Origin of the sequence: Kitasatospora sp. NPDC052868, assembly GCF_044547105.1 — a bacterium.
Classification (GTDB): Bacteria; Actinomycetota; Actinomycetes; order Streptomycetales; family Streptomycetaceae; genus Kitasatospora.
Map to the genome: position 1 here is coordinate 1,484 of NZ_JBITZW010000019.1, position 19,003 is coordinate 20,486.

A 19,003-nucleotide genomic window follows, 5' to 3' on the forward strand; every position below is an offset into this window, starting at 1 on the left:
GTGGTGGCTTCAACCGTGACCGCGGTGACCGCCCCTCCGGTGGCGGTGGCTTCCGTCGCGACGACCGCCCGAGCGGCTTCCGCCGCGATGACCGTGACGACCGTCCGCGTCGTGACGACCGCCCGTCCGGTGGTGGGTTCAACCGGGACCGTGACGACCGTGGCGGCTTCCGTCGCGACGACCGCCCCTCCGGTGGCGGCTACCGCGGTGACCGCCCGTCCGGTGGCGGCTACAACCGCGACCGTGACGACCGCGGCGGCCGGGACTACGACGACCGCCGGGGGAACTTCGAGCCCGTCAAGCGGCTGCCGATCCCGGAGGACGTCACCGGCTTCGAGCTGGACGGGGACGTGCGCCAGGAGCTCAAGAGCCTTCCCAAGACGCTCGCCGACGATGTCGCCCGCAACCTGGTGATGGTCGCCCGCCTGCTGGACAGCGAGCCGGAGGAGGCCTACCAGTACTCGCGCGTCGCGCTGCGGCTGGCCTCCCGCGTGGCGGCCGTCCGTGAGGCGGCGGGCTTCGCCTCCTACATGACGCAGCGCTACTCCGAGGCGCTGACCGAATTCCGCGCCGCCCGCCGGATGACCGGCCGCGCGGACCTGTGGCCCGTGATGGCGGACTGCGAGCGTGGTCTGGGCCGCCCGGAGCGCGCGCTGGCGATGGCCGGCGAGCCCGAGGTGAACCAGCTGGACAAGGCCGGCCAGGTCGAGATGCGCCTCGTCGCGGCGGGTGCCCGTGGCGACATGGAGCAGTTCGACGCCGCCGTCGTCACCCTGCAGAGCCCGGAGCTGGCCTCCAGCGCCGTCCACCCGTGGACCGCGCGGCTGCGTTACGCCTACGCCGAGGCGCTGATCGCGGCCGACCGTGCCGACGAGGCCCGCGAGTGGTTCGCCAAGGCGGCCGAGGCCGACACCGACGCTGCGACCAACGCCTCCGAGCGGCTGGCCGAGATCGACGGCCTGGAGTTCGTGGACGCGCTCGACCCGGAGCTGGTGGAGGACACCGAGCAGGGCGAGGCCCCGGCGGCCAAGTCCGGCGCCGGCGTGCCGGACGAGCGGGAGATCTTCGAGGACGAGGAAGACGTCGAGGAGTACTACGACGAGGACGACCTCGAGATCGACGAGGACTTCGACGGAGAGGCACCGGAGCGCGCCACCGGGAAGTCCGACCGGGACGCCGACGCCGACCAGCGCTGAGCGGCCGGTACTGAGCAGTCCAGGTAATGAGTGAGGCCCTGCCGCGCCCCGGGAAGTTTCCGGGGTGCGGCAGGGCCTCACTGCTTGGGGACCCGCTGTGCGGGCCGGCCGTCAGCCCAGTTCGAGATTGCGCAGGACCAGCCCGGTGGCCGGCTTGGGGCCGAAGGACGTGGACTTGCGCGGCATGGTGACGCCCTGCTCGGCGAGCCGGCGGACCACGCTCTCCCGGACGGGGTGCAGCAGCACGGCCGTCCCGCCGCTGCGGGCGGCCTCGCGCTCGGCCGCCACGGCGGTGTGCAGGTAGCCGATGTCGTCGGGGCCGTCGGGGACCCGCCAGGTGTGGTCGAGCAGGGTGGCGTGCAGGACGGTCGCGTCCAGGTGCCGCCACTCCTCGGGCCGGTCCTTCGGCACGGTGGCGTCGAGCAGGGCCTCGTCGGGTTCGCCGATCAGCCAGTAGACGCCGTCCCCGCCGGTGAGCACGAAGCCGCTGCCGCCGTGCCGCTTCAGCTCGGCGAGGGCCTGGAGGGCGGTTCCGAGCGGTCCGGGCACCTCCTTGACCTGCCAGTGGTCGCCCAGCTGCTTCAGGGCCTCGGCGACCGGCAGGCGGTACAGCACCCGGTGGATCGCCCGGACCCGTAGCGGGTAGCGGGCGGTGTCCACCAGCAGGACCAGGCCCCGGTCCCAGGCGCTGCGCGGCAGGTGGCGGTGCTCGCGCTGGAGCCGCAGGTACATCGCCCAGCGGTGGTGGCCGTCGGCGATCAGCGCCCGGCAGGTGGCCAGGTCGCGGCCCACCTCGGTGATCTCGGCGGCGTCGGTGACGGCCCAGAGGCGGTGGTGGGTGCCGTCGGTGGTGGTCGTGGTGAGGATCGGCTCGCCCTGGACGGCGCGTTCGACCACGCCCGCCGCGCCGCCGTTGCCCCGGTAGGTGAGCAGCAGCGGTTCGAGGTTGGCCCGGGTGGTGCGCATCAGGCCGACCCGGTCGGCGACCGGCCGGGGCATGACGTCCTCGTGCGGGAGCACCACACCGGCCTCGCTGCCGCTGACGGCGAGTGCCCCGATCAGACCGCGCTGCAGGAGCTCCGGGGAGTCCGCGGTGGCGGGGACGCGCTGCTCGTAGACGTACAGGGAGGGCTCGGGATCGGCGGCCAGGACGCCCTCGCGCTGCCAGTCGCGCAGCAGCCGGGCGGCGTGCCGGTACCGGGTGTCGCGGTCGGGGCGGTCACCGGCGTCGTCCGGTTCGGGGCGCGGCAGGATCAGCCGGACCACGTTGTGCGGGTCGGCGGTCTCCAGGTCGAGCCGGCGGCCGGGGTCGACCACGTCGTACGGCGGTGAGGTGACCGCGGCGAGCGTGCCGACCCGGTCGGGGACGTAGCGCAGGCCTCGGAAGGGGGACAGGGACAGGCCTGCAGTGGCGACATGCCCGGGATTGCCGGGGCCGCCCTGCGGAGACTCCGCTCCGCTTTCTGCACTGGGTGTGCTCATTCTGGGCATCGTAATCGGGTACGCGTTGTTCAGAGATCTGAACACCCGTGCCGGATCTGCGGGGGCGGGTGACACGACCGAGGGCGAGGTGGGCGCATGAGCGGTGGGCAGGAGCGGGTGGACGGCGCAGGCACCGGTGATGTGGACGGGGCCGCCGGCGGCGCGGGCACCGGTGGGGGCGTGCCGGAGCAGGGGCGGGCGGGGGAGCCCGCGGGGGACGTGTACGACTGGTTCCGCCGCGGCGGCAGGCTGCTGGCGCAGGGGCATCCGGCGGCGGCGGAGCAGCTGCTGGCGCGCGCGGCGGAGGCCGAACCGCACTCCCGCAGCATCCGGGAGACGCTGGCCAGAGCGCAGTTCGACGCGGGTTCGTACGCGGCGGCGCTGGAGAACTTCAGGGCCGTCGCCCTGGCCGATCCGTCGGACGACTACGCTCAGTTCGGGTGGGGGGTCTCGGCGGCCCGGCTGGGCGACTTCGAGACGTCCGCCGAGCACCTGGCGCTGGCCGTGGCGATGCGGCCGGAGACCGACCACTACCGGGCCGCGCTGCGGCAGACCCGGGCGACCCTGGCGGCCCGCGCCGGGGCGTTCGGACCGCTGCTGCCGGGGGCGCCGGGGTACCTGGAGCCCGGCTGGCCGACCGGTGCGCTGCCGGAGGGTTCGGACGCGCGCGGGGACGGGCCGGTGGGCGGCCGGGACGAGACGGACGACGGGGACCGACGAAGTGACCATCGACGCAGTGAATGAGGTAGAGCAGGCATGACCGAGACGGCCACCACCGCGCGACGGACCGCTCCGGGCGGCAGCGACCGCCCGCTCACCGAGGCGTACGACACCGCGCTGCTGGACCTCGACGGCGTGGTCTACGCGGGGCCGAACGCGATCGGGCACGCCGTGGACTCGCTGGAGACGGCCCGGACGGCCGGGATGCGGCTGGCGTACGTGACCAACAACGCCTCCCGTCCGCCGCGGGTGGTGGCCGCGCACCTGACCGAGCTGGGCATCCCGGCCGAGCCGGCCGATGTGATCAACTCGGCGCAGGCGGCGGCCCGGGTGGTGGCCGAGAAGGTGCCGGCCGGGTCGAAGGTGCTGCTGGTGGGCGGACTGGGCCTGGAGGAGGCGCTGGCCGAGCGCGGCCTGGTGGCCGTCCGCTCGCTGGACGAGGAGCCGCTCGCGGTCGTCCAGGGCTACGACGCCTCGGTGGGGTGGCTGCACCTGGCGGAGGCCGCGTACGCGGTGCAGCGCGGGCTGCCCTGGGTGGCGTCCAACACCGACCTCACGGTGCCGACCGCGCGCGGGATCGCGCCGGGCAACGGGACGCTGGTCGCGGCGGTGCGGGCGGCGACGGGCGTGGAGCCGGAGGTGGCGGGCAAGCCGCTGCCCCCGATGCACCGGGAGACGGTGCTGCGGACGGGGGCGAAGCGGCCGCTGGTGGTCGGGGACCGGCTGGACACCGACATCGAGGGCGCGTTCAACGGCGGGGTGGACAGCCTGCTGGTCTTCACCGGGGTGACCACGCCGGCGCAGCTGCTGTCGGCGCCGGCCGAGCACCGGCCGACCTTCCTGGCGGAGGACCTGCGGGGGCTGCTGGTGGTCCATGCCGGGGTGGCGGCGCTCGACGGCGGGGCGTTCGGCTGCGGCGGGTGGACGGCGGCGGTCGAGGACGGCGAGCTGCGTCTGACCGGTACCGGGGCGGACCGCTGGGACGGCCTGCGGGCGCTGTGCGCGGCGGCCTGGACGGCGCTGGACGCGGGCGGCGCGCCGGTGGACGGGCGCAAGGCGCTGGCCGAGCTGGGGTTCTGACGCCGCGGTGGCCGCGGCCCGGTGACCGACCGGGCCGCGGCGGACCGCGGGGAGTCGGGCCTGGTCCGGGCCGGTCGGGATGGTCCGGGCCGGTCGGGCCTTAGAGGAGGGTGCGCAGCCGCAGCAGGTCGCGGAAGCCGGCCTCCAGGCGGACCCGGCCGCCGGCCCAGGCGGAGGCGAAGTGCAGCGTGCCGCCGACCATCGCGACCAGGTCGTCGCTGCTCATGGTGAGCCGGATCTCGGCCTTCTCGGCGGGCTCGCCGGGGGCCTCGGTGACGTCCTGGATCCGGCCGTCGCGCAGCCGCCCGGTGAAGGTCAGGTCGAGGTCGGTGATCCGGCAGGTGAGCGAGCGGTCGAGGGTGGCGGCCTTGCGGACGTCGCCGGTGGACCTGGCCAGGTTCCGGCTGAGCTGCTCCAGTGCCTCGCGGCACTCCTCGGCGTTGGCCATGGCGGTGGATCCACTCCTGGTAGCGCCGGGGTACGGCGGGTGGCGGCGGTGACTGCGGGGCCACGGTACCGCAGGAGGGTTTTGGCGGTAGCGTCGTCTGTGGGGTGCCTGGAACGGTCCGGGCACCGACGGCTACGGAGCGATGCGCGCAGGCGCTAAGGAGGCACCCGGATGCTGCCGAAGACGGTGCGGGGAGTGGTGGAGGTCGCCGCGGAGCTGGCCGAGGAGGTCGGCAAGCGCGTCGTCGGCCGGGCGGCCGGGCTGCTGGAGAAGGGCGGCATCGACCTCTCCGAGGTGGAGCGCAGGCTGGGCGGGCAGTTCCCACCGTCCGCGAAGTCGCTGCAGACGCTGGCGGAGGAGGCGGTCACCGCCGGGCGGGCCGGGGTGGACCTGGCGGTCGGGGTGGCGCGCGGCGAGGTGGAGAAGGCCTTCGAGAAGGTCGGCGACCAGGTGACGAAGGTCGGCGTCGTGTTGGCCTACCTGGAGAGCAAGCTGCGCGAGGTCGAGGAGGAGCCGGTCCCGGCCGCGTCGGCGCCCGCCGCCGCGCCGGCTCCCCGGGCCGACGACCTGTTCGGGCGCGGGTGGGAGAAGGCGGAGGAGCCGGAGGCCGAGGCCGTCCGCACCGGCGAGCCGATAGTGGCTGAGCGGGTCGAGGTGGACGTTCCGGCGGCGGACGCGGAGCCTGCGGACGCGGAGCCTGCGGCCGGGGCGGCCCGGCCGAGCGGGAGGAAGCCGGCGCGGAAGGCGGCGGCGAAGGCCGCCGTGAACGGTGACGCGAAGCCCGCCGCGAAGCCCGCCGCGAAGAAGACCGCGGCCAAGAAGGCGCCGGCGAAGGCCGCCGCCCGCAAGACGGCGGTGAAGAAGACCGCCGTCAAGCGGACCTCGACCGCGCAGCGGACCTCGGCCGCCGGGTCGCAGGAGACGCCCGCCAAGTCCTCCGCCAAGTCCGCCGACGCCCCCGCCAAGCGGACGGCGACCAAGCGGACCACCGTCCGGAAGACCACGAGCACGAAGAAGCCCGATGCCTGACCCGGACACCGGGGAACCGCTGCCCCTGGGCGTCGAGCTGACCCCGAGCGGCCACCCGGCCGTCGACGCGGGACTGGCCCGGCTGGCGGCGCTGGACGGGGTGCCGACCGAGGCGCACGCCGCGGTGTACGAAGATGTTCACCAGCGGCTCGCCGACACGCTGGCCGCGCTCGATCAGGAATGACCCGCCCGGAATGACCCGTAGGAGCTGAAACACCAGTGGCAGTGGCACGACGCCGTCTCGACGCGGAGCTGGTCCGCCGCAAGCTGGCCCGGTCGCGCGAGCACGCGTCCGAGCTGATCGCGGCCGGCCGGGTGACCGTCGCAGGCACCACCGCGACCAAGCCGGCCACCCAGGTGGAGACCGCGGCGGCGGTCGTGGTGGCCAACGACGAGAACGACCCCGACTACGTCTCGCGCGGCGGCCACAAGCTCGCCGGGGCGTTCGCCGCCTTCGTGCCGCAGGGCCTGGTGGTGGAGGGGCGCCGGGCGCTGGACGCGGGCGCGTCCACCGGCGGGTTCACGGACGTGCTGCTGCGCACCGGCGCGCAGCACGTGCTGGCCGTGGACGTCGGCTACGGGCAGCTGGCCTGGTCGCTGCAGAGCGACGACCGGGTGACGGTGATGGACCGCACCAACGTGCGCGAGCTGACCCTGGAGCTGATCGGCGGGACGCCGGTCGACCTGGTGGTGGGCGACCTCTCGTTCATCTCGCTGGGCCTGGTGCTGCCGGCGCTGGCCGGCTGCGCCGCCGAGGACGCCGACCTGGTGCTGATGGTCAAGCCGCAGTTCGAGATCGGCAAGGAGCGGCTGGGCAGCGGCGGCGTCGTGCGCAGCCCGCAGCTGCGGGCCGAGATGGTGCGCCAGGTGGCCGGACAGGCGTGGGCGCTCGGGCTGGGCGTGCGGGCGGTCACCGCGAGCCCCCTGCCGGGTCCGTCCGGGAACGTGGAGTACTTCCTCTGGCTGCGCCGGGACGCCCCGGAACTGGACCCGGCGGAGGCGGACCGGGCCGTGGCGGAGGGCCCCCGCTAGGCTGCTCTGCGGACGTCCGGTCCGTCATGCTGGGTGACGCGACCGCACCGGGCCAAGGGCGACCCGGCAGGCGTAGGGAGAGGGCAATCGGCATGAGTGAGGAACGTACGGTCTTCCTGATCGCGCACACCGGCCGGGAGGCCGCGCTGCGCAGCGTCGAGGGCCTGGTGCACGGCCTGCTGAAGGCGGGGATCCGGATCAGGCTGCTCGCGGCCGAGGCGGTGGACCTGGATCTGCCGGACGGGGTCGAGCGGGTGGCCGGGGGGCCGGGTGCGGCGGACGGCTGCGAGCTGATCCTGGTCGCGGGCGGGGACGGCACACTGCTGCGCGGGGCGGAGCTGGCGCGCGAGCACGGGCTGCCGATGCTCGGGATCAACCTGGGCCGGGTGGGCTTCCTCGCCGAGGCCGAGCGGGACGATCTCGCGGTGGTGGTCGAGCGGGTGGTCGACGCCGACTACGAGGTCGAGGAGCGGATGACGCTCGACGTCATCGTCCGGACCAACGGCGATGTGGTGCACCACGACTGGGCGTTGAACGAGGCGTCGATCGAGAAGGCCTCCCGGGAGCGGATGTTGGAGGTGGTGACCGAGGTGGACGGCCGGCCGGTCTCCAACTTCGGCTGCGACGGGGTGGTCTGTGCGACGCCGACCGGCTCGACGGCGTACGCGTTCTCCGGTGGCGGCCCGGTGGTCTGGCCGGAGGTGGAGGCGCTGCTGATGGTGCCGATCAGCGCGCACGCGCTGTTCGCCCGGCCGCTGGTGACCTCGCCGGACTCGGTGCTGGCGGTGGAGGTGCAGCCGAAGACGCCGCACGGGGTGCTCTGGTGCGACGGCCGCCGCTCGGTCGAACTGCCCGCGGGGGCACGGGTGGAGGTCCGCCGGGGGCAGACCCCGGTGCGGCTGGCGCGGTTGCACCGGGCGCCGTTCACCGACCGGCTGGTGGCCAAGTTCGCGCTCCCGGTGACGGGTTGGCGCGGGCGGGCGGACACGCACTGCTGACGTGACGTCAGACCGCCAGCGGCTGGCTGTCGTCGGCGCTCCAGCGGCCTCCTGAGGTGGCCCGGGCGGCGATGTCGGCCAGCCGTTCGACGGCTGCCTGGACGGCCGGGGCCGGCACCGTGAGCGGGAGCCGGATGTGGTTCTCGAAGGCCCCGTCGGAGCCGAAGCGGTTGCCGGCCGCGATCCGGACGCCGGCGCGCTCGCCGGCCAGTGCGAGGGCGGCGCCGGAGAGGCCGTCGGTGGAGACCCAGAGCGAGAGGCCGCCGGGCGGTTCGGCGTACGCCCAGTCGGGCAGCCGGGCCGGCAGCGCGGCCGTGAAGGCGGCGGCGGTGGCCCGCAGCCGGTCCAGCTGGTGGGCGCGGACGCGGTCGAGCAGCGCCTCGTCCATCAGCTCGGCGGCGATCAGCTGGTCCAGCACGGGGGTGCCGACGTCGCTGTAGACGCGCTCGGTGGCCAGCCGCCGGACCAGGGACGGCGCCGCGCGCACCCAGCCGACCCGCAGGCCGCCCCAGAGCAGCTTGCTCGCCGAGCCGACGGTGACCACCTGGGCGGCCCGGTCCAGTGCGGCCATCGGACGGGGGAGTGCGGCGCCGTCCGGTACGCCCCAGCCGAGTTCGGCGGTGGTCTCGTCGGCGAGCACCACGGTGCCGGCCGCGCGGGCGGCGGCGAGCAGGGCGCGGCGCTGCTCCTCGTCCACCAGGGCGCCGGTCGGGTTGTGGAAGTCGGGGATCGTGTAGGCGAGCCTGGGCGCCGCACCGTGCAGGACCCGGCCCCACTCGGCGAGGTCCCAGACGGGCCGCCGGCGCGGTCCGCCGGGCCAGGAGTACGGGACGGGCACCAGGCGGGCGCCGCCGATCCGCAGGGCCTGCAGGGTGTGCGCGTAGCTGGGCGCCTCCACGGCGACCCGGTCGCCGCGGCCGACCAGGGCGCGCTGGACGAGGTGCAGGCCGCCCATCGCGCCGGTGGTGATCAGGATCTGGTCGGGGGTGGTGGGCAGGCCGCGCTCGGTGTAGCGGCGGGCCACCGCCTCGCGCAGGACCGGCACCCCGGTGGGGAAGTGGCCGTGCCCGGCGGCGTAGGCGGGCAGCTGCTCGACCGCCCGGACGGCGGCCTCGCCGAGGTAGGGCTGCGGGGCGGGCAGGGCGGCCACGCCGAGGTCCAGGGTGTTGCCCTGCTCGTCCGGCGGCACCGGGTGCAGGGCGTCGCTGGGCGGCGGCGCGCCCTCCGGCAGGGCCGTCCAGCTGCCCGATCCGCGCCGGCTGCGCAGATAGCCCTCGGTGCGCAGGGTCTCGTACGCGGTGGCGACGGTGGTGCGGCTCAGCTCCAGGGCGGTGGCCAGTTCGCGCTCGGCGGGCAGCCGGGCGCCGACCGGCAGCCGGCCCTCGGAGACCAGCAGCCGGATCTGCCCGGCGAGCGTCCGGTAGGCGGGGCGGCGGATGCCGGGCGGCTCGGGCAGCCGGGTGGCGGCGAGCAGCCGGGCGAGCGCGGGGGGAGTGACGGTGGTGTGCCAGTCGGCCATGGCTGATCAGTCCACTTGCTCGGGATTGGCCCTGGAAGAGGCCGCTTTGGCCCGCCCATCATGGCAGGGCGGCCGTCGAGTCCGCCACCGCCGTCCGTCAACGGCGCGGTGCAGCATCACCCGCAGGAGATCCGATGGCCGCCACGACCACGCCCACGTCCGTTCCCGCCCCGCCCGCTACCGCTGCCGGCCGTTCCCTGGCCGCCCGGCTGTTCGGCGGCACCCATGCGCTGGGCCGCCGCCTGCCGCAGCTCGCGATCGGCCTGTTCCTGTACGGGGCGAGCATGGCGCTGATGCTGCGCGCCTCGCTCGGCCTCGACCCCTGGGACGTCTTCCACCAGGGCCTGCAGCGCGTCCTCGGCCTCTCCGTGGGCGCCTGGGTCACCATCTGCGGCGCCGCCGTGCTGCTGCTCTGGATCCCGATGCGCCAGCGGCCCGGGGTCGGCACGGTCGCCAACGTGCTGGTGCTCGGCGTTGCCATGGACCTCACCCTGCGGGTGGTCGGCACGCCAGGCCCGCTGCCCGCCCGGATCGCGCTGATGGTCGCCGGAATCGTGATCAACGGTCTGGCCACCGGCCTCTACATCGGCGCCCGGTTCGGACCCGGCCCGCGCGACGGCCTGATGACCGGCCTGCACCGGCGCACCGGCCGCTCCCTGCGGCTGATCCGCACCGGCATCGAGCTGACCGTCCTCGCCGTCGGCGTGCTGCTGGGCGGCACCGCGGGCGTCGGCACGGTCGCGTACGCGCTGGCCATCGGACCGCTCGCGCAGTTCTTCCTGCGCTGGTGCACCGTCCCCGAGGCGCCGGTCGGCCCGGTCGGCCAGGGCGTTCCGGCCTGAAGCCCGGGCGGATCGGGCAACCCGCTGGGCCGGACCGGGCCGGATCGGGCCGGGTGCGACAGGGTCTCGACCGCGGGTGACCGGGCCGACGCCCAGGTGGAAAAAAGTCGGGATCATCGCCGGTCAAACGTCCCGGAAGGGATGAACTTGAGGGCGCGGAGTTGCCGCTCGTCGCGCGCCGGGGCCGGAACCTCGTAAGGTCGTCACCGTGTTGGACGAGATGCGGATACGGGATCTTGGGGTAATCGACGACGCGGTGGTCGAACTCGCCCCCGGCTTCACCGCCGTGACCGGTGAGACCGGCGCAGGCAAGACCATGGTGGTGACCAGCCTCGGCCTGCTGCTCGGCGGCCGGGCGGACCCGGGCCTGGTGCGCAACGGCGCCGCCCGCGCGGTCGTCGAGGGCCGCCTTCAGCTGCCCGAGGGCTCCCCGGCGGCCGTCCGCGCCGTCGAGGCCGGCGCCGAACTGGACGACGGGGCGCTGCTGATCAGCCGGACCGTCTCCGCCGAGGGCCGCTCCCGGGCGCACGTCGGCGGCCGGTCCGTCCCGGTCGGGCTGCTCACCGAACTCGGCGAGGACCTGATCGCCGTCCACGGCCAGACCGACCAGCAGCGCCTGCTGCGCCCGGCCCGCCAGCGCGGCGCCCTGGACCGCTACGCGGGCGAGGCCGTCGCCGAGCCGCTGGCCCGCTACCGCACGGTCTACCGCGGTCTGCGCGAGGTCTCGGCCACTCTGGAGGAGCTGACCACCCGGGCCCGCGAGCGCGCCCAGGAGGCCGACCTGCTGCGCTTCGGCCTGGACGAGATCGCCGCCGCCGAGCCGGTGGCCGGCGAGGACGAGGAGCTGGCCGCCGAGGCCGAGCGCCTCGGCCACGCCGACGCGCTCTCCTCCGCCGCCACCCTCGCGCACGCCGCGCTGGCCGGCGACCCGACCGACCCGGAGGCGCTGGACGCCGGCACCCTGCTCGCGCAGTCCCGCCGCACCCTGGACGCCGTCCGCCACCACGACGAACGGCTGGCCGCCCTCGGCGACCGCCTCAACGAGGTCGGCTACCTGCTCACCGACGTGGCCGGCGACCTGGCCGGGTACGCCGACGACCTGGACGCCGACCCGGTCCGGCTGGCCGCGGTCGAGGACCGCCGGGCCGTCCTGTCCCAGCTGCTGCGCAAGTACGGCGGCCCGGAGAACTCGCTCGCGGAGGTACTGGCCTGGGCCGAGGCCAGCTCCGCCCGGCTCACCGAGCTCGACGGCGACGACGAGCGGATCGACGAGCTGGGCGCCCAGGAGACCGCGCTGCGCGCCGAGTTGGCCGAGCTCGCGGCGGAGGTCTCGGCCGCCCGGCAGGCCGCCGCCGGCCGCTTCGCCGAGGCCGTCTCCGCCGAGCTCGCCGAACTCGCCATGCCGCACGCCCGGGTGACCTTCGCCATCAGCTGGGTGGACGACCTGGCCGGCATCGAGATCGAGGGCCGCACGGTCGCCTACGGACCGCACGGCGTGGACGAGGTCGAGGTGCTGCTCGCCCCGCACCCCGGCGCCCAGCCCCGCCCGATCGCCAAGGGCGCCTCCGGCGGTGAGCTGTCCCGGGTGATGCTCGCCGTCGAGGTGGTCTTCGCCGGCGCCGACCCCGTCCCCACCTACCTCTTCGACGAGGTGGACGCGGGCGTCGGCGGCAAGGCCGCGGTCGAGATCGGCCGCCGCCTCGCCAAACTGGCGGAGAGCGCCCAGGTCGTCGTGGTCACCCACCTTCCCCAGGTCGCCGCGTTCGCCGACCGGCACCTGGTGGTGGAGAAGACCAACGACGGCACCGTGACCCGCAGCGGTGTCAAGGTGCTGAACGACGAGGAGCGGGTGCGCGAACTCTCCCGGATGCTGGCCGGCCTGGAGGACTCCGAGCTGGGCCGCGCCCACGCGGAGGAACTCCTGGCCGCCGCCCGGGCCCCGCGCCACCGGTAGCCGACGGTGGCGGCCTGCCGACCGACGGCGACGCGCCCCCCGTGGCGCCGACTGTCCAAGAGGGCCGCCGACCTGGCAAGGTGGCGGCTGGACACTGGCTTTCCAGTCCCGAGCGCCGCCGGCGGGCAACCCTCGCAGCGCGGCGTGAGTACCTGATCGAGTCGGATGCGAGACGACGTGGACCATTCCGCCGCCCGGGCCACCGCGGCCGCCCCGGAACCGGGGCAGCTGCAGGTGGTACTCGTCCTGGCCGCCAGCACCGGCGGCATCGGTGCGCATGTGCGCTCCCTGGCACAGGGCCTGGTCGCGCACGGGGTGACCGTCACGGTCTGTGCGCCGGCCGGTACGGACGCGCTGTTCGGCTTCTCCCGGACCGGCGCCAGGTTCCACCTGGTCGACATCACCCCCACCGCCGGCGCCCGCAGCGACGCCACCGCGATCGGCGAGCTGCGCCGGGCGTTCACCGGAGCCGACGTGGTCCACGCCCACGGGCTGCGCGCCGGACTCCTCTCCGACCTGGCGCTGCGCACCGCCGGCCGCTTCCCCGGGCTGCGCCCGGAGACCCCGCTGGTGGTCACCTCGCACCACGCGCTGCTGGCCACCGGTATGGAGCGCCGGCTCCAGCGACTGATGGAGCGCCGGGTGGCGCGCGCCGCCGACCTGGTGCTCGGCGCCTCCTCCGACCTGGTCGCCCGCGCCCGCGAGCTCGGCGCCACCGACGCCCGGCTCGGCCCGGTCGCGGCCCCGCCGATGCCCGAGGGCCGGCTGGAGCGGACCGCGGCCCGGGCGGCGCTGCTCGGCGACGGACCGGACCGCCCGCTGGTGCTGGCGGTGGGCCGACTCGTCCCGCAGAAGGCCTTCGGGGTGCTGCTGGACGCCTCCGGCGAGCTGTCCGCGCTGGATCCGCAGCCGCTGCTGCTGATCGCCGGGGACGGCCCGGAGGGCGGCGCGCTGCGCGAGCGGGTGGCCGTGGAGAAGCTCCCGGTGCGGCTGCTCGGCTACCGCACCGACGTCCCGGACCTGCTGGCGGCCGCCGACGTGGTGGTGGTCGGCAGCCGCTGGGAGGCCCGCTCGCTGGTCGTCCAGGAGGCGATGCGGGCCGGTGTGCCGGTGGTCGCCACCGCGGTCGGCGGGATCCCCGAACTGGTCGGTGACGCGGCCGTGCTGGTGGCGCCCGGAGACCCGGGCGCCCTCGGCGGGGCCGTGCGCGAGCTGCTGGCCGACCCGGCCCGCCGCGAGCGGCTGGCGGAGGCCGGCCGGCAGCAGGCGCAGACCTGGCCGGACGAGGCCGCCACCGTCGCCCAGGTGCTCAGCACCTACGACGAGCTGGTCCAGCGGGGGTAGGGCCCGTCTTCGGACCCCCGCCGTAGGCCGTCGCCCGGCCGCCGGTCAGACGGTGGCCTGCTCGGTGCGGTCTCCCGTGCGCCCGTCCGGCTGGGCGGACAGGTAGGCGCCGCCGCAGGCGGTCAGCCGCAGCGCGGTGTCGATCAGCGGGACGTGGCTGAAGGCCTGCGGGAAGTTCCCGACCTGGCGCTTCTCGCGCGGGTCCCACTCCTCGGCGAGCAGGCCGACGTCGTTGCGCAGCGACAGCAGCTTGTCGAACAGCTCACGGGCCTCCTGCACCCGGCCGATCATCGCGAGGTCGTCGGCGAGCCAGAACGAGCAGGCCAGGAAGGCGCCCTCGTGTCCGGAGAGGCCGTCGACGTTGTTGCCGCTCTCGTCGTGGGTGGGGTAGCGCAGGACGAAGCCGTCCTCGGTGGACAGTTCGCGCTGGATCGCCTCGATGGTGCCGATCACCCGCTTGTCGTCCGGCGGCAGGAACCCGACCTGCGGGATCAGCAGCAGTGAGGCGTCCAGCTCCTTGCCGCCGTAGTACTGGGTGAAGGTGTTGCGCTCCGGGTCGTAGCCCTTGTCGCAGACGTCCCGGTGGATGGTCTCGCGCAGTTCGCGCCAGCGCTCCAGGTGGCCGTCGGAGGGGGCGTCCTCGGGGGACTGCTCCAGCAGCTTGATGGTGCGGTCGACGGCGACCCAGGCCATCACCTTGGAGTGGACGAAGTGCCGACGCGGGCCGCGGACCTCCCAGATGCCCTCGTCCGGCTCGGTCCAGTGGTCCTCCAGGTACTCGATCAGGCGCAGCTGGAGGTGGTGGGCGTGGTCGTTGCGGACCAGGCCGGTCATGTGCGCCAGGTGCAGCGCCTCGACCACCTCGCCGTAGACGTCCAGCTGGAGCTGCCCGGCCGCGCCGTTGCCGACCCGGACGGGCTGGGAGCCCTCGTAGCCGGGCAGCCAGTCCAGCGAGGACTCGGTGAGCTCGCGCTCGCCGGCGATGCCGTACATGATCTGCAGGTTCTCCGGGTCGCCGGCGACGGCGCGCAGCAGCCACTCGCGCCAGGCCTTGGCCTCGTCGCGGTAGCCGGTGCGCAGCAGCGAGGAGAGGGTGATCGCGGCGTCCCGCAGCCAGGTGTAGCGGTAGTCCCAGTTGCGCTCGCCGCCGATGTCCTCGGGCAGTGAGGTGGTGGGGGCCGCGACGATGCCGCCGGTGGGGGCGTAGGTGAGGCCCTTGAGGGTGATCAGCGAGCGGATCACGGCCTCGCGGTAGGGGCCCTGGTAGGTGCACTGGCCGGCCCACTCGTGCCAGAAGTCGGTGGTGGCGTCGAGCATCTCCTCGGCGTCCGGGGCGGTCGGCGCCTCCAGGTGGGAGGCCTGCCAGGTGAGGGCGAAGGCGATCCGCTCACCGGCGGTGACGGTGAAGTCGGCGTAGGTGGTGAGGTTGCGCCCGTACGTCTCGGCCTCGCCGTCCAGCCAGACGGAGTCGGGGCCGGCCACGGCGACGGTGCGGTGGCCGCCGTCGGCCTGCTCGACGCGGTGCACCCAGGGGACGATCCGGCCGTAGCTGAAGCGCATCCGCAGGGCCGAGCGCATCCGCACGGTGCCGCTCACGCCCTCGACGATCCGGATCATCTGGGGGACGGAGTCGCGGCCGGCCAGCGGTCTCGGCGGCATGAAGTCGATCACCCGGACGCTGCCGCCCGCGGTGTCCCACTCCTGCTCCAGGACGAGCGAGTCGCCCCGGTAGCGGCGCCGGTCGGCGGGGACGGCCGGCGCGGCGGCGGTGGGCGGCGGGATCCGGAGGTCGCCGGTGTCGGCGAGCCGGACGCGTGCGGCGGCGGCCGCCGCCTCGGCCGGGGCGGGGGCGGCCGGGGCGGGGAGGTCGGTGGCGGCCATCTCGGCCGGCCCGATCCGCCAGAAGCCGTGTTCATCGGTGCCCAGCAGGCCGGCGAAGACGGCCGGCGAGTCGAATCGGGGCAGGCACAGCCAGTCGACCGCCCCGTCCCTGCTGACCAGGGCGGCGGTCTGCATGTCCCCGATGAGTGCGTAGTCCTCGATACGGCCGGCCACGTGGATCTCCAGTTCGCAATGTGGTCACGACGCATCGGCGATCCGGTTTGAGCCAGCGGTTTGCGGGTCCGGGGTGCCACCCCGGGACGTCCGGCCCGCCGAAGGGTGGTGGCGGGCCTTGCTGGAGTGTCCGCGTGGGGTTCGATCGAGCCCCTGGAGTGGGTGGGGAGGAGCTGGATTACGGGGAGGTCCGGTCGCGCATCGGGGACCGAGAGAGTCCTGACCCTCCCACGCCCTCCGCGTGCTCTGCTGTCGGCGATGCGTCCGTGAAGCTTACGACGGACGAAAGGGGCGAAGCACGCGGGCGCAGCTCCGTGTGGCGCCACAATTCGGCGGAAATGCCGTGCATCGCGGGGGAGCCGTGCAGGATGGCTCGGAAGGATCAGCTCCGGATGGCCCGTCCGGAGGGGCGGTGATGGCCCGGCCATGCGGCCCGGAGTGGCCCGCCCCGGTGGTGGTGCGACCGGTGTGGCGAATGCGCCGGATGGTGCGCGGGTGGTGCGCCGGGAGTGCGCCCCCGGGGTGGCGCGAGCGGCCCGGAACGCGCCCAGGCCGGGGCACTGATACCCTGGTATCCCGTGGACTGGTGGGATCAAACGCCCCGGACCAGCTGAACCGACGACCCTCCGAGTGCCGTGCACCGCACCGCACTCCCGTCGCGAGGCGAGCCGAGAGCCCCCCGCCCAAGTCACCTTCGACACGCGACCCACGGGAGCCCCCTCTTGGCACAGCCCCATTCCGGCAAGGCATCGAACGGCCGCGCCGTGACGACCAAGCACCTCTTCGTCACCGGGGGTGTCGCCTCTTCGCTCGGCAAGGGCCTCACCGCCTCCAGCCTGGGCGCCCTGCTCAAGGCCCGCGGACTGCGCGTGACGATGCAGAAGCTCGACCCGTACCTCAACGTGGACCCGGGCACCATGAACCCGTTCCAGCACGGTGAGGTCTTCGTCACCGACGACGGCGCCGAGACCGACCTCGACGTTGGCCACTACGAGCGGTTCCTCGACACCAACCTGCACGGCTCGGCGAACGTCACCACCGGCCAGGTGTACTCGACCGTCATCGCCAAGGAGCGCCGCGGCGAGTACCTGGGCGACACCGTCCAGGTCATCCCGCACATCACCAACGAGATCAAGGCCCGGATCCGCCGGATGGCGACCGAGGACGTCGACGTGGTGATCACCGAGGTCGGCGGCACCGTCGGCGACATCGAGTCGCTGCCCTTCCTGGAGGCCGTCCGCCAGGTCCGCCACGAGGTCGGCCGGGACAACGTCTTCTTCGTGCACGTCTCCCTGCTGCCGTACATCGGCCCCTCGGGCGAGCTGAAGACCAAGCCCACCCAGCACTCCGTCGCGGCCCTGCGCAACATCGGCATCCAGCCGGACGCCATCGTGCTGCGCGCCGACCGCGAGGTCCCGCAGAGCATCAAGCGCAAGATCTCGCTGATGTGCGACGTGGACGAGGAGGCCGTGGTCGCGGCCATCGACGCCAAGTCGATCTACGACATCCCCAAGGTGCTGCACGGCGAGGGCCTGGACGCGTACGTGGTGCGCCGCCTGGACCTGCCGTTCCGCGACGTGGACTGGACCACCTGGGACGACCTGCTGCGCCGCGTCCACGAGCCGCAGCACATCGTCAAGGTCGCCCTGGTCGGCAAGTACATCGACCTGCCGGACGCCTACCTGTCGGTGACCGAGGCGCTGCGCGCCGGCGGTTTCGCCAACAACGCCCGGGTCGAGATCAAGTGGGTCACCTCGGACCACTGCACCACGCCCGAGGGCGCGCGCGAGCAGCTGGGCGACGTGGACGCGATCTGCATCCCCGGCGGCTTCGGCGACCGCGGTGTGGACGGCAAGGTCCAGGCGATCACCTACGCCCGCGAGAACAAGGTGCCGCTGCTGGGCCTGTGCCTCGGCCTGCAGTGCGTGGTCATCGAGGCCGCCCGCAACCTGGCCGGCCTGCCCGACGCCAACTCCACCGAGTTCGACGCGGCCGCCAAGTACCCGGTGATCTCCACCATGGCCGAGCAGCTGGCGATCGTCGACGGCAAGGGCGACCTGGGCGGCACCATGCGCCTGGGCCTCTACCCGGCGAAGCTCGCCGAGGGCTCGATCGTCCGCGAGGTCTACGGCGGCGAGCAGTACGTCGAGGAGCGCCACCGCCACCGCTACGAGGTCAACAACGCCTACCGGGCGGACCTCGAGAAGACCGGCCTGCAGTTCTCCGGCCTGTCCCCGAAGGGCGACCTGGTCGAGTACGTCGAGTACCCGCGCGAGGTGCACCCCTACCTGGTGGCCACCCAGGCCCACCCGGAGCTGAAGTCCCGTCCGACCCGCCCGCACCCGCTCTTCGCGGGTCTGGTGAAGGCGGCCATCGAGATCAAGACGGCCGACCAGTAGGACGTGCCGTCCCGGACGTCCTGTTGAAGGACGTGTCGATCACCGAACGGCGGCCCCGCGATTCCCGCGGGGCCGCCGTTCGGCGTTAGATTGTGTCGTACTGACGAAAAGGGGAGACCGATGGACGACCGGCAGCCGCAGATCCGCGACGTGGCCGAGGAGTGGGAGATCCGGGGGAGCAGCACCCCGTTCCAGGGGAAGGTCACCGGGGTGCGCTCCGAGGAGGTCCGGATGCCCGACGGCGGCTGGGCCCGCCGCGACTACCAGACCCACCCCGGCTCGGTCTCCGTGCTCGCCCTGGACGACCGGCAGCGGGTGCTGATCCTGCGCCAGTACCGCCACCCCGTCCGCCAGCGCCTGTGGGAGCTGCCCGCGGGCCTGCTCGACGTGCCCGGCGAGAACCCGCTGCACGCCGCCCAGCGCGAGCTGTACGAGGAGGCGCACTGCAAGGCCGGCCGGTGGCAGGTGCTGGTCGACTTCTACACCTCCCCGGGCGGCACCGACGAGGCGCTGCGGCTCTTCCTCGCCACCGACCTCGCCGAGGCCGAGGGCGACCGCTACGAGGCGCACGGCGAGGAGCTGGAGATCGAGGTCGCCCGGGTGCCCGTCCCCGAGCTGGTCCGGCTGATCCACGCCGGGGAGCTGCACAACCCGACGCTGATCACCGGCACCCTCGCCCTGCACGCCGCGCTCACCGGCCCCGGCGGCCTGGACGCGCTGCGCCCGGGCGACTCGCCCTGGCCGGCCAGGCCATTCCAGGGGTGAGCGGGCGCTTCGGGCCTGAGCGGGCGCTTCGGGCCTGAGCGGGTGGTTCCGGGCCCGAGTGGGCGGTTCCGGGCGTGGGCGAACGGCTCCGGGCCCCCGGGTTGATCCGCGGGGGTGATTTGCCGGTTCGTACGACCGGA

Annotated in this window: 16 protein-coding genes; 12 read left to right on the plus strand and 4 right to left on the minus strand. The window is 74.5% G+C overall.

What is annotated here, in order from left to right; translation table 11 throughout:
- Window positions 1-350: 350 nt before the first annotated feature.
- Window positions 351-1,196, plus strand: coding sequence for a hypothetical protein (locus tag ACIGZJ_RS26955; RefSeq protein ID WP_396459731.1), 846 nt, complete (start codon window positions 351-353; stop codon window positions 1,194-1,196).
- Between the two features lie 111 nt (window positions 1,197-1,307).
- Here ACIGZJ_RS26955 and ACIGZJ_RS26960 read toward each other — a convergent pair whose 3' ends face one another.
- On the minus strand, window positions 1,308-2,678 hold the full coding sequence (locus ACIGZJ_RS26960) for a DUF1015 family protein (RefSeq protein ID WP_396459645.1): 1,371 nt from the start codon (window positions 2,676-2,678) through the stop codon (window positions 1,308-1,310).
- Between the two features lie 96 nt (window positions 2,679-2,774).
- On the opposite strand from ACIGZJ_RS26960, the gene ACIGZJ_RS26965 reads away from it, so the two are divergent.
- Window positions 2,775-3,422, plus strand: coding sequence for a tetratricopeptide repeat protein (locus ACIGZJ_RS26965; RefSeq protein WP_396459646.1), 648 nt, complete (start codon window positions 2,775-2,777; stop codon window positions 3,420-3,422).
- A 12-nt stretch (window positions 3,423-3,434) separates the two neighbouring features.
- On the plus strand, window positions 3,435-4,478 hold the full coding sequence (locus tag ACIGZJ_RS26970; RefSeq protein WP_396459647.1) for an HAD-IIA family hydrolase: 1,044 nt from the start codon (window positions 3,435-3,437) through the stop codon (window positions 4,476-4,478).
- Window positions 4,479-4,578: 100 nt separating this feature from the next.
- On the opposite strand, the gene ACIGZJ_RS26975 is transcribed toward ACIGZJ_RS26970, so the two are convergent.
- Window positions 4,579-4,926: a sterol-binding protein gene (locus ACIGZJ_RS26975; RefSeq protein ID WP_396459648.1), complete on the minus strand. Its 348-nt coding sequence runs from the start codon at window positions 4,924-4,926 to the stop codon at window positions 4,579-4,581.
- 171 nt (window positions 4,927-5,097) lie between these two features.
- On the opposite strand from ACIGZJ_RS26975, the gene ACIGZJ_RS26980 reads away from it, so the two are divergent.
- The 4 genes from ACIGZJ_RS26980 to ACIGZJ_RS26995 all read left to right on the plus strand — a co-directional run bounded on the left by ACIGZJ_RS26980 (window position 5,098) and on the right by ACIGZJ_RS26995 (window position 7,985).
- Window positions 5,098-5,955 (plus strand): hypothetical protein, encoded by an 858-nt coding sequence (locus tag ACIGZJ_RS26980; RefSeq protein ID WP_396459649.1) that lies wholly within the window; start codon window positions 5,098-5,100, stop codon window positions 5,953-5,955.
- On the plus strand, window positions 5,948-6,139 hold the full coding sequence (locus tag ACIGZJ_RS26985; RefSeq protein WP_396459650.1) for a hypothetical protein: 192 nt from the start codon (window positions 5,948-5,950) through the stop codon (window positions 6,137-6,139). The genes ACIGZJ_RS26980 and ACIGZJ_RS26985 overlap by 8 nt, the downstream gene beginning before the upstream one ends.
- A 41-nt stretch (window positions 6,140-6,180) precedes the next feature.
- Entirely contained in the window at window positions 6,181-6,987 is an 807-nt protein-coding gene (locus ACIGZJ_RS26990) for a TlyA family RNA methyltransferase (RefSeq protein ID WP_396459651.1), read from the plus strand.
- Between the two features lie 92 nt (window positions 6,988-7,079).
- Complete coding sequence (locus ACIGZJ_RS26995; protein WP_392940952.1) at window positions 7,080-7,985, plus strand: NAD kinase; 906 nt, start codon at window positions 7,080-7,082, stop codon at window positions 7,983-7,985.
- A gap of 7 nt (window positions 7,986-7,992) precedes the next feature.
- On the opposite strand, the gene ACIGZJ_RS27000 is transcribed toward ACIGZJ_RS26995, so the two are convergent.
- Entirely contained in the window at window positions 7,993-9,504 is a 1,512-nt protein-coding gene (locus tag ACIGZJ_RS27000; protein WP_396459652.1) for a PLP-dependent aminotransferase family protein, read from the minus strand.
- A gap of 134 nt (window positions 9,505-9,638) precedes the next feature.
- Here ACIGZJ_RS27000 and ACIGZJ_RS27005 point away from each other — a divergent pair, with 134 nt between their 5' ends.
- The 3 genes from ACIGZJ_RS27005 to ACIGZJ_RS27015 all read left to right on the plus strand — a co-directional run bounded on the left by ACIGZJ_RS27005 (window position 9,639) and on the right by ACIGZJ_RS27015 (window position 13,644).
- A complete protein-coding gene (locus ACIGZJ_RS27005) occupies window positions 9,639-10,346 on the plus strand; it encodes a YitT family protein (protein ID WP_396459653.1) in 708 nt (235 codons plus the stop codon).
- A gap of 220 nt (window positions 10,347-10,566) precedes the next feature.
- Complete coding sequence (gene recN, locus ACIGZJ_RS27010) at window positions 10,567-12,300, plus strand: DNA repair protein RecN (RefSeq protein ID WP_396459732.1); 1,734 nt, start codon at window positions 10,567-10,569, stop codon at window positions 12,298-12,300.
- 165 nt (window positions 12,301-12,465) lie between these two features.
- Window positions 12,466-13,644 (plus strand): glycosyltransferase family 4 protein, encoded by a 1,179-nt coding sequence (locus ACIGZJ_RS27015; RefSeq protein ID WP_396459654.1) that lies wholly within the window; start codon window positions 12,466-12,468, stop codon window positions 13,642-13,644.
- A 45-nt stretch (window positions 13,645-13,689) separates the two neighbouring features.
- On the opposite strand, the gene ACIGZJ_RS27020 is transcribed toward ACIGZJ_RS27015, so the two are convergent.
- On the minus strand, window positions 13,690-15,699 hold the full coding sequence (locus tag ACIGZJ_RS27020; protein WP_396459655.1) for a glycoside hydrolase family 15 protein: 2,010 nt from the start codon (window positions 15,697-15,699) through the stop codon (window positions 13,690-13,692).
- 722 nt (window positions 15,700-16,421) lie between these two features.
- Between ACIGZJ_RS27020 and ACIGZJ_RS27025 the strand changes: the two genes are divergently transcribed.
- Both ACIGZJ_RS27025 and ACIGZJ_RS27030 read left to right on the plus strand, forming a co-directional pair.
- A complete protein-coding gene (locus tag ACIGZJ_RS27025) occupies window positions 16,422-18,098 on the plus strand; it encodes a CTP synthase (protein WP_396459656.1) in 1,677 nt (558 codons plus the stop codon).
- Between the two features lie 120 nt (window positions 18,099-18,218).
- Window positions 18,219-18,863, plus strand: a complete 645-nt coding sequence (locus tag ACIGZJ_RS27030; RefSeq protein ID WP_396459657.1) for an NUDIX domain-containing protein — start codon at window positions 18,219-18,221, stop codon at window positions 18,861-18,863.
- Window positions 18,864-19,003: the final 140 nt, after the last annotated feature.

What these genes read in the sequence shown, in the direction of transcription:
- ACIGZJ_RS26960 (WP_396459645.1), bottom strand. Translation starts at nt 2,678, where the DNA reads ATGAGCACACCCAGTGCAGAAAGCGGAGCGGAGTCTCCGCAGGGCGGC.
- ACIGZJ_RS26965 (WP_396459646.1), top strand. Translation starts at nt 2,775, where the DNA reads ATGAGCGGTGGGCAGGAGCGGGTGGACGGCGCAGGCACCGGTGATGTG.
- ACIGZJ_RS26970 (WP_396459647.1), top strand. Translation starts at nt 3,435, where the DNA reads ATGACCGAGACGGCCACCACCGCGCGACGGACCGCTCCGGGCGGCAGC.
- ACIGZJ_RS26975 (WP_396459648.1), bottom strand. Translation starts at nt 4,926, where the DNA reads ATGGCCAACGCCGAGGAGTGCCGCGAGGCACTGGAGCAGCTCAGCCGG.
- ACIGZJ_RS26980 (WP_396459649.1), top strand. Translation starts at nt 5,098, where the DNA reads ATGCTGCCGAAGACGGTGCGGGGAGTGGTGGAGGTCGCCGCGGAGCTG.
- ACIGZJ_RS26985 (WP_396459650.1), top strand. Translation starts at nt 5,948, where the DNA reads ATGCCTGACCCGGACACCGGGGAACCGCTGCCCCTGGGCGTCGAGCTG.
- ACIGZJ_RS26995 (WP_392940952.1), top strand. Translation starts at nt 7,080, where the DNA reads ATGAGTGAGGAACGTACGGTCTTCCTGATCGCGCACACCGGCCGGGAG.
- ACIGZJ_RS27000 (WP_396459652.1), bottom strand. Translation starts at nt 9,504, where the DNA reads ATGGCCGACTGGCACACCACCGTCACTCCCCCCGCGCTCGCCCGGCTG.
- ACIGZJ_RS27005 (WP_396459653.1), top strand. Translation starts at nt 9,639, where the DNA reads ATGGCCGCCACGACCACGCCCACGTCCGTTCCCGCCCCGCCCGCTACC.
- recN (WP_396459732.1), top strand. Translation starts at nt 10,567, where the DNA reads ATGCGGATACGGGATCTTGGGGTAATCGACGACGCGGTGGTCGAACTC.
- ACIGZJ_RS27015 (WP_396459654.1), top strand. Translation starts at nt 12,466, where the DNA reads ATGCGAGACGACGTGGACCATTCCGCCGCCCGGGCCACCGCGGCCGCC.
- ACIGZJ_RS27030 (WP_396459657.1), top strand. Translation starts at nt 18,219, where the DNA reads ATGGACGACCGGCAGCCGCAGATCCGCGACGTGGCCGAGGAGTGGGAG.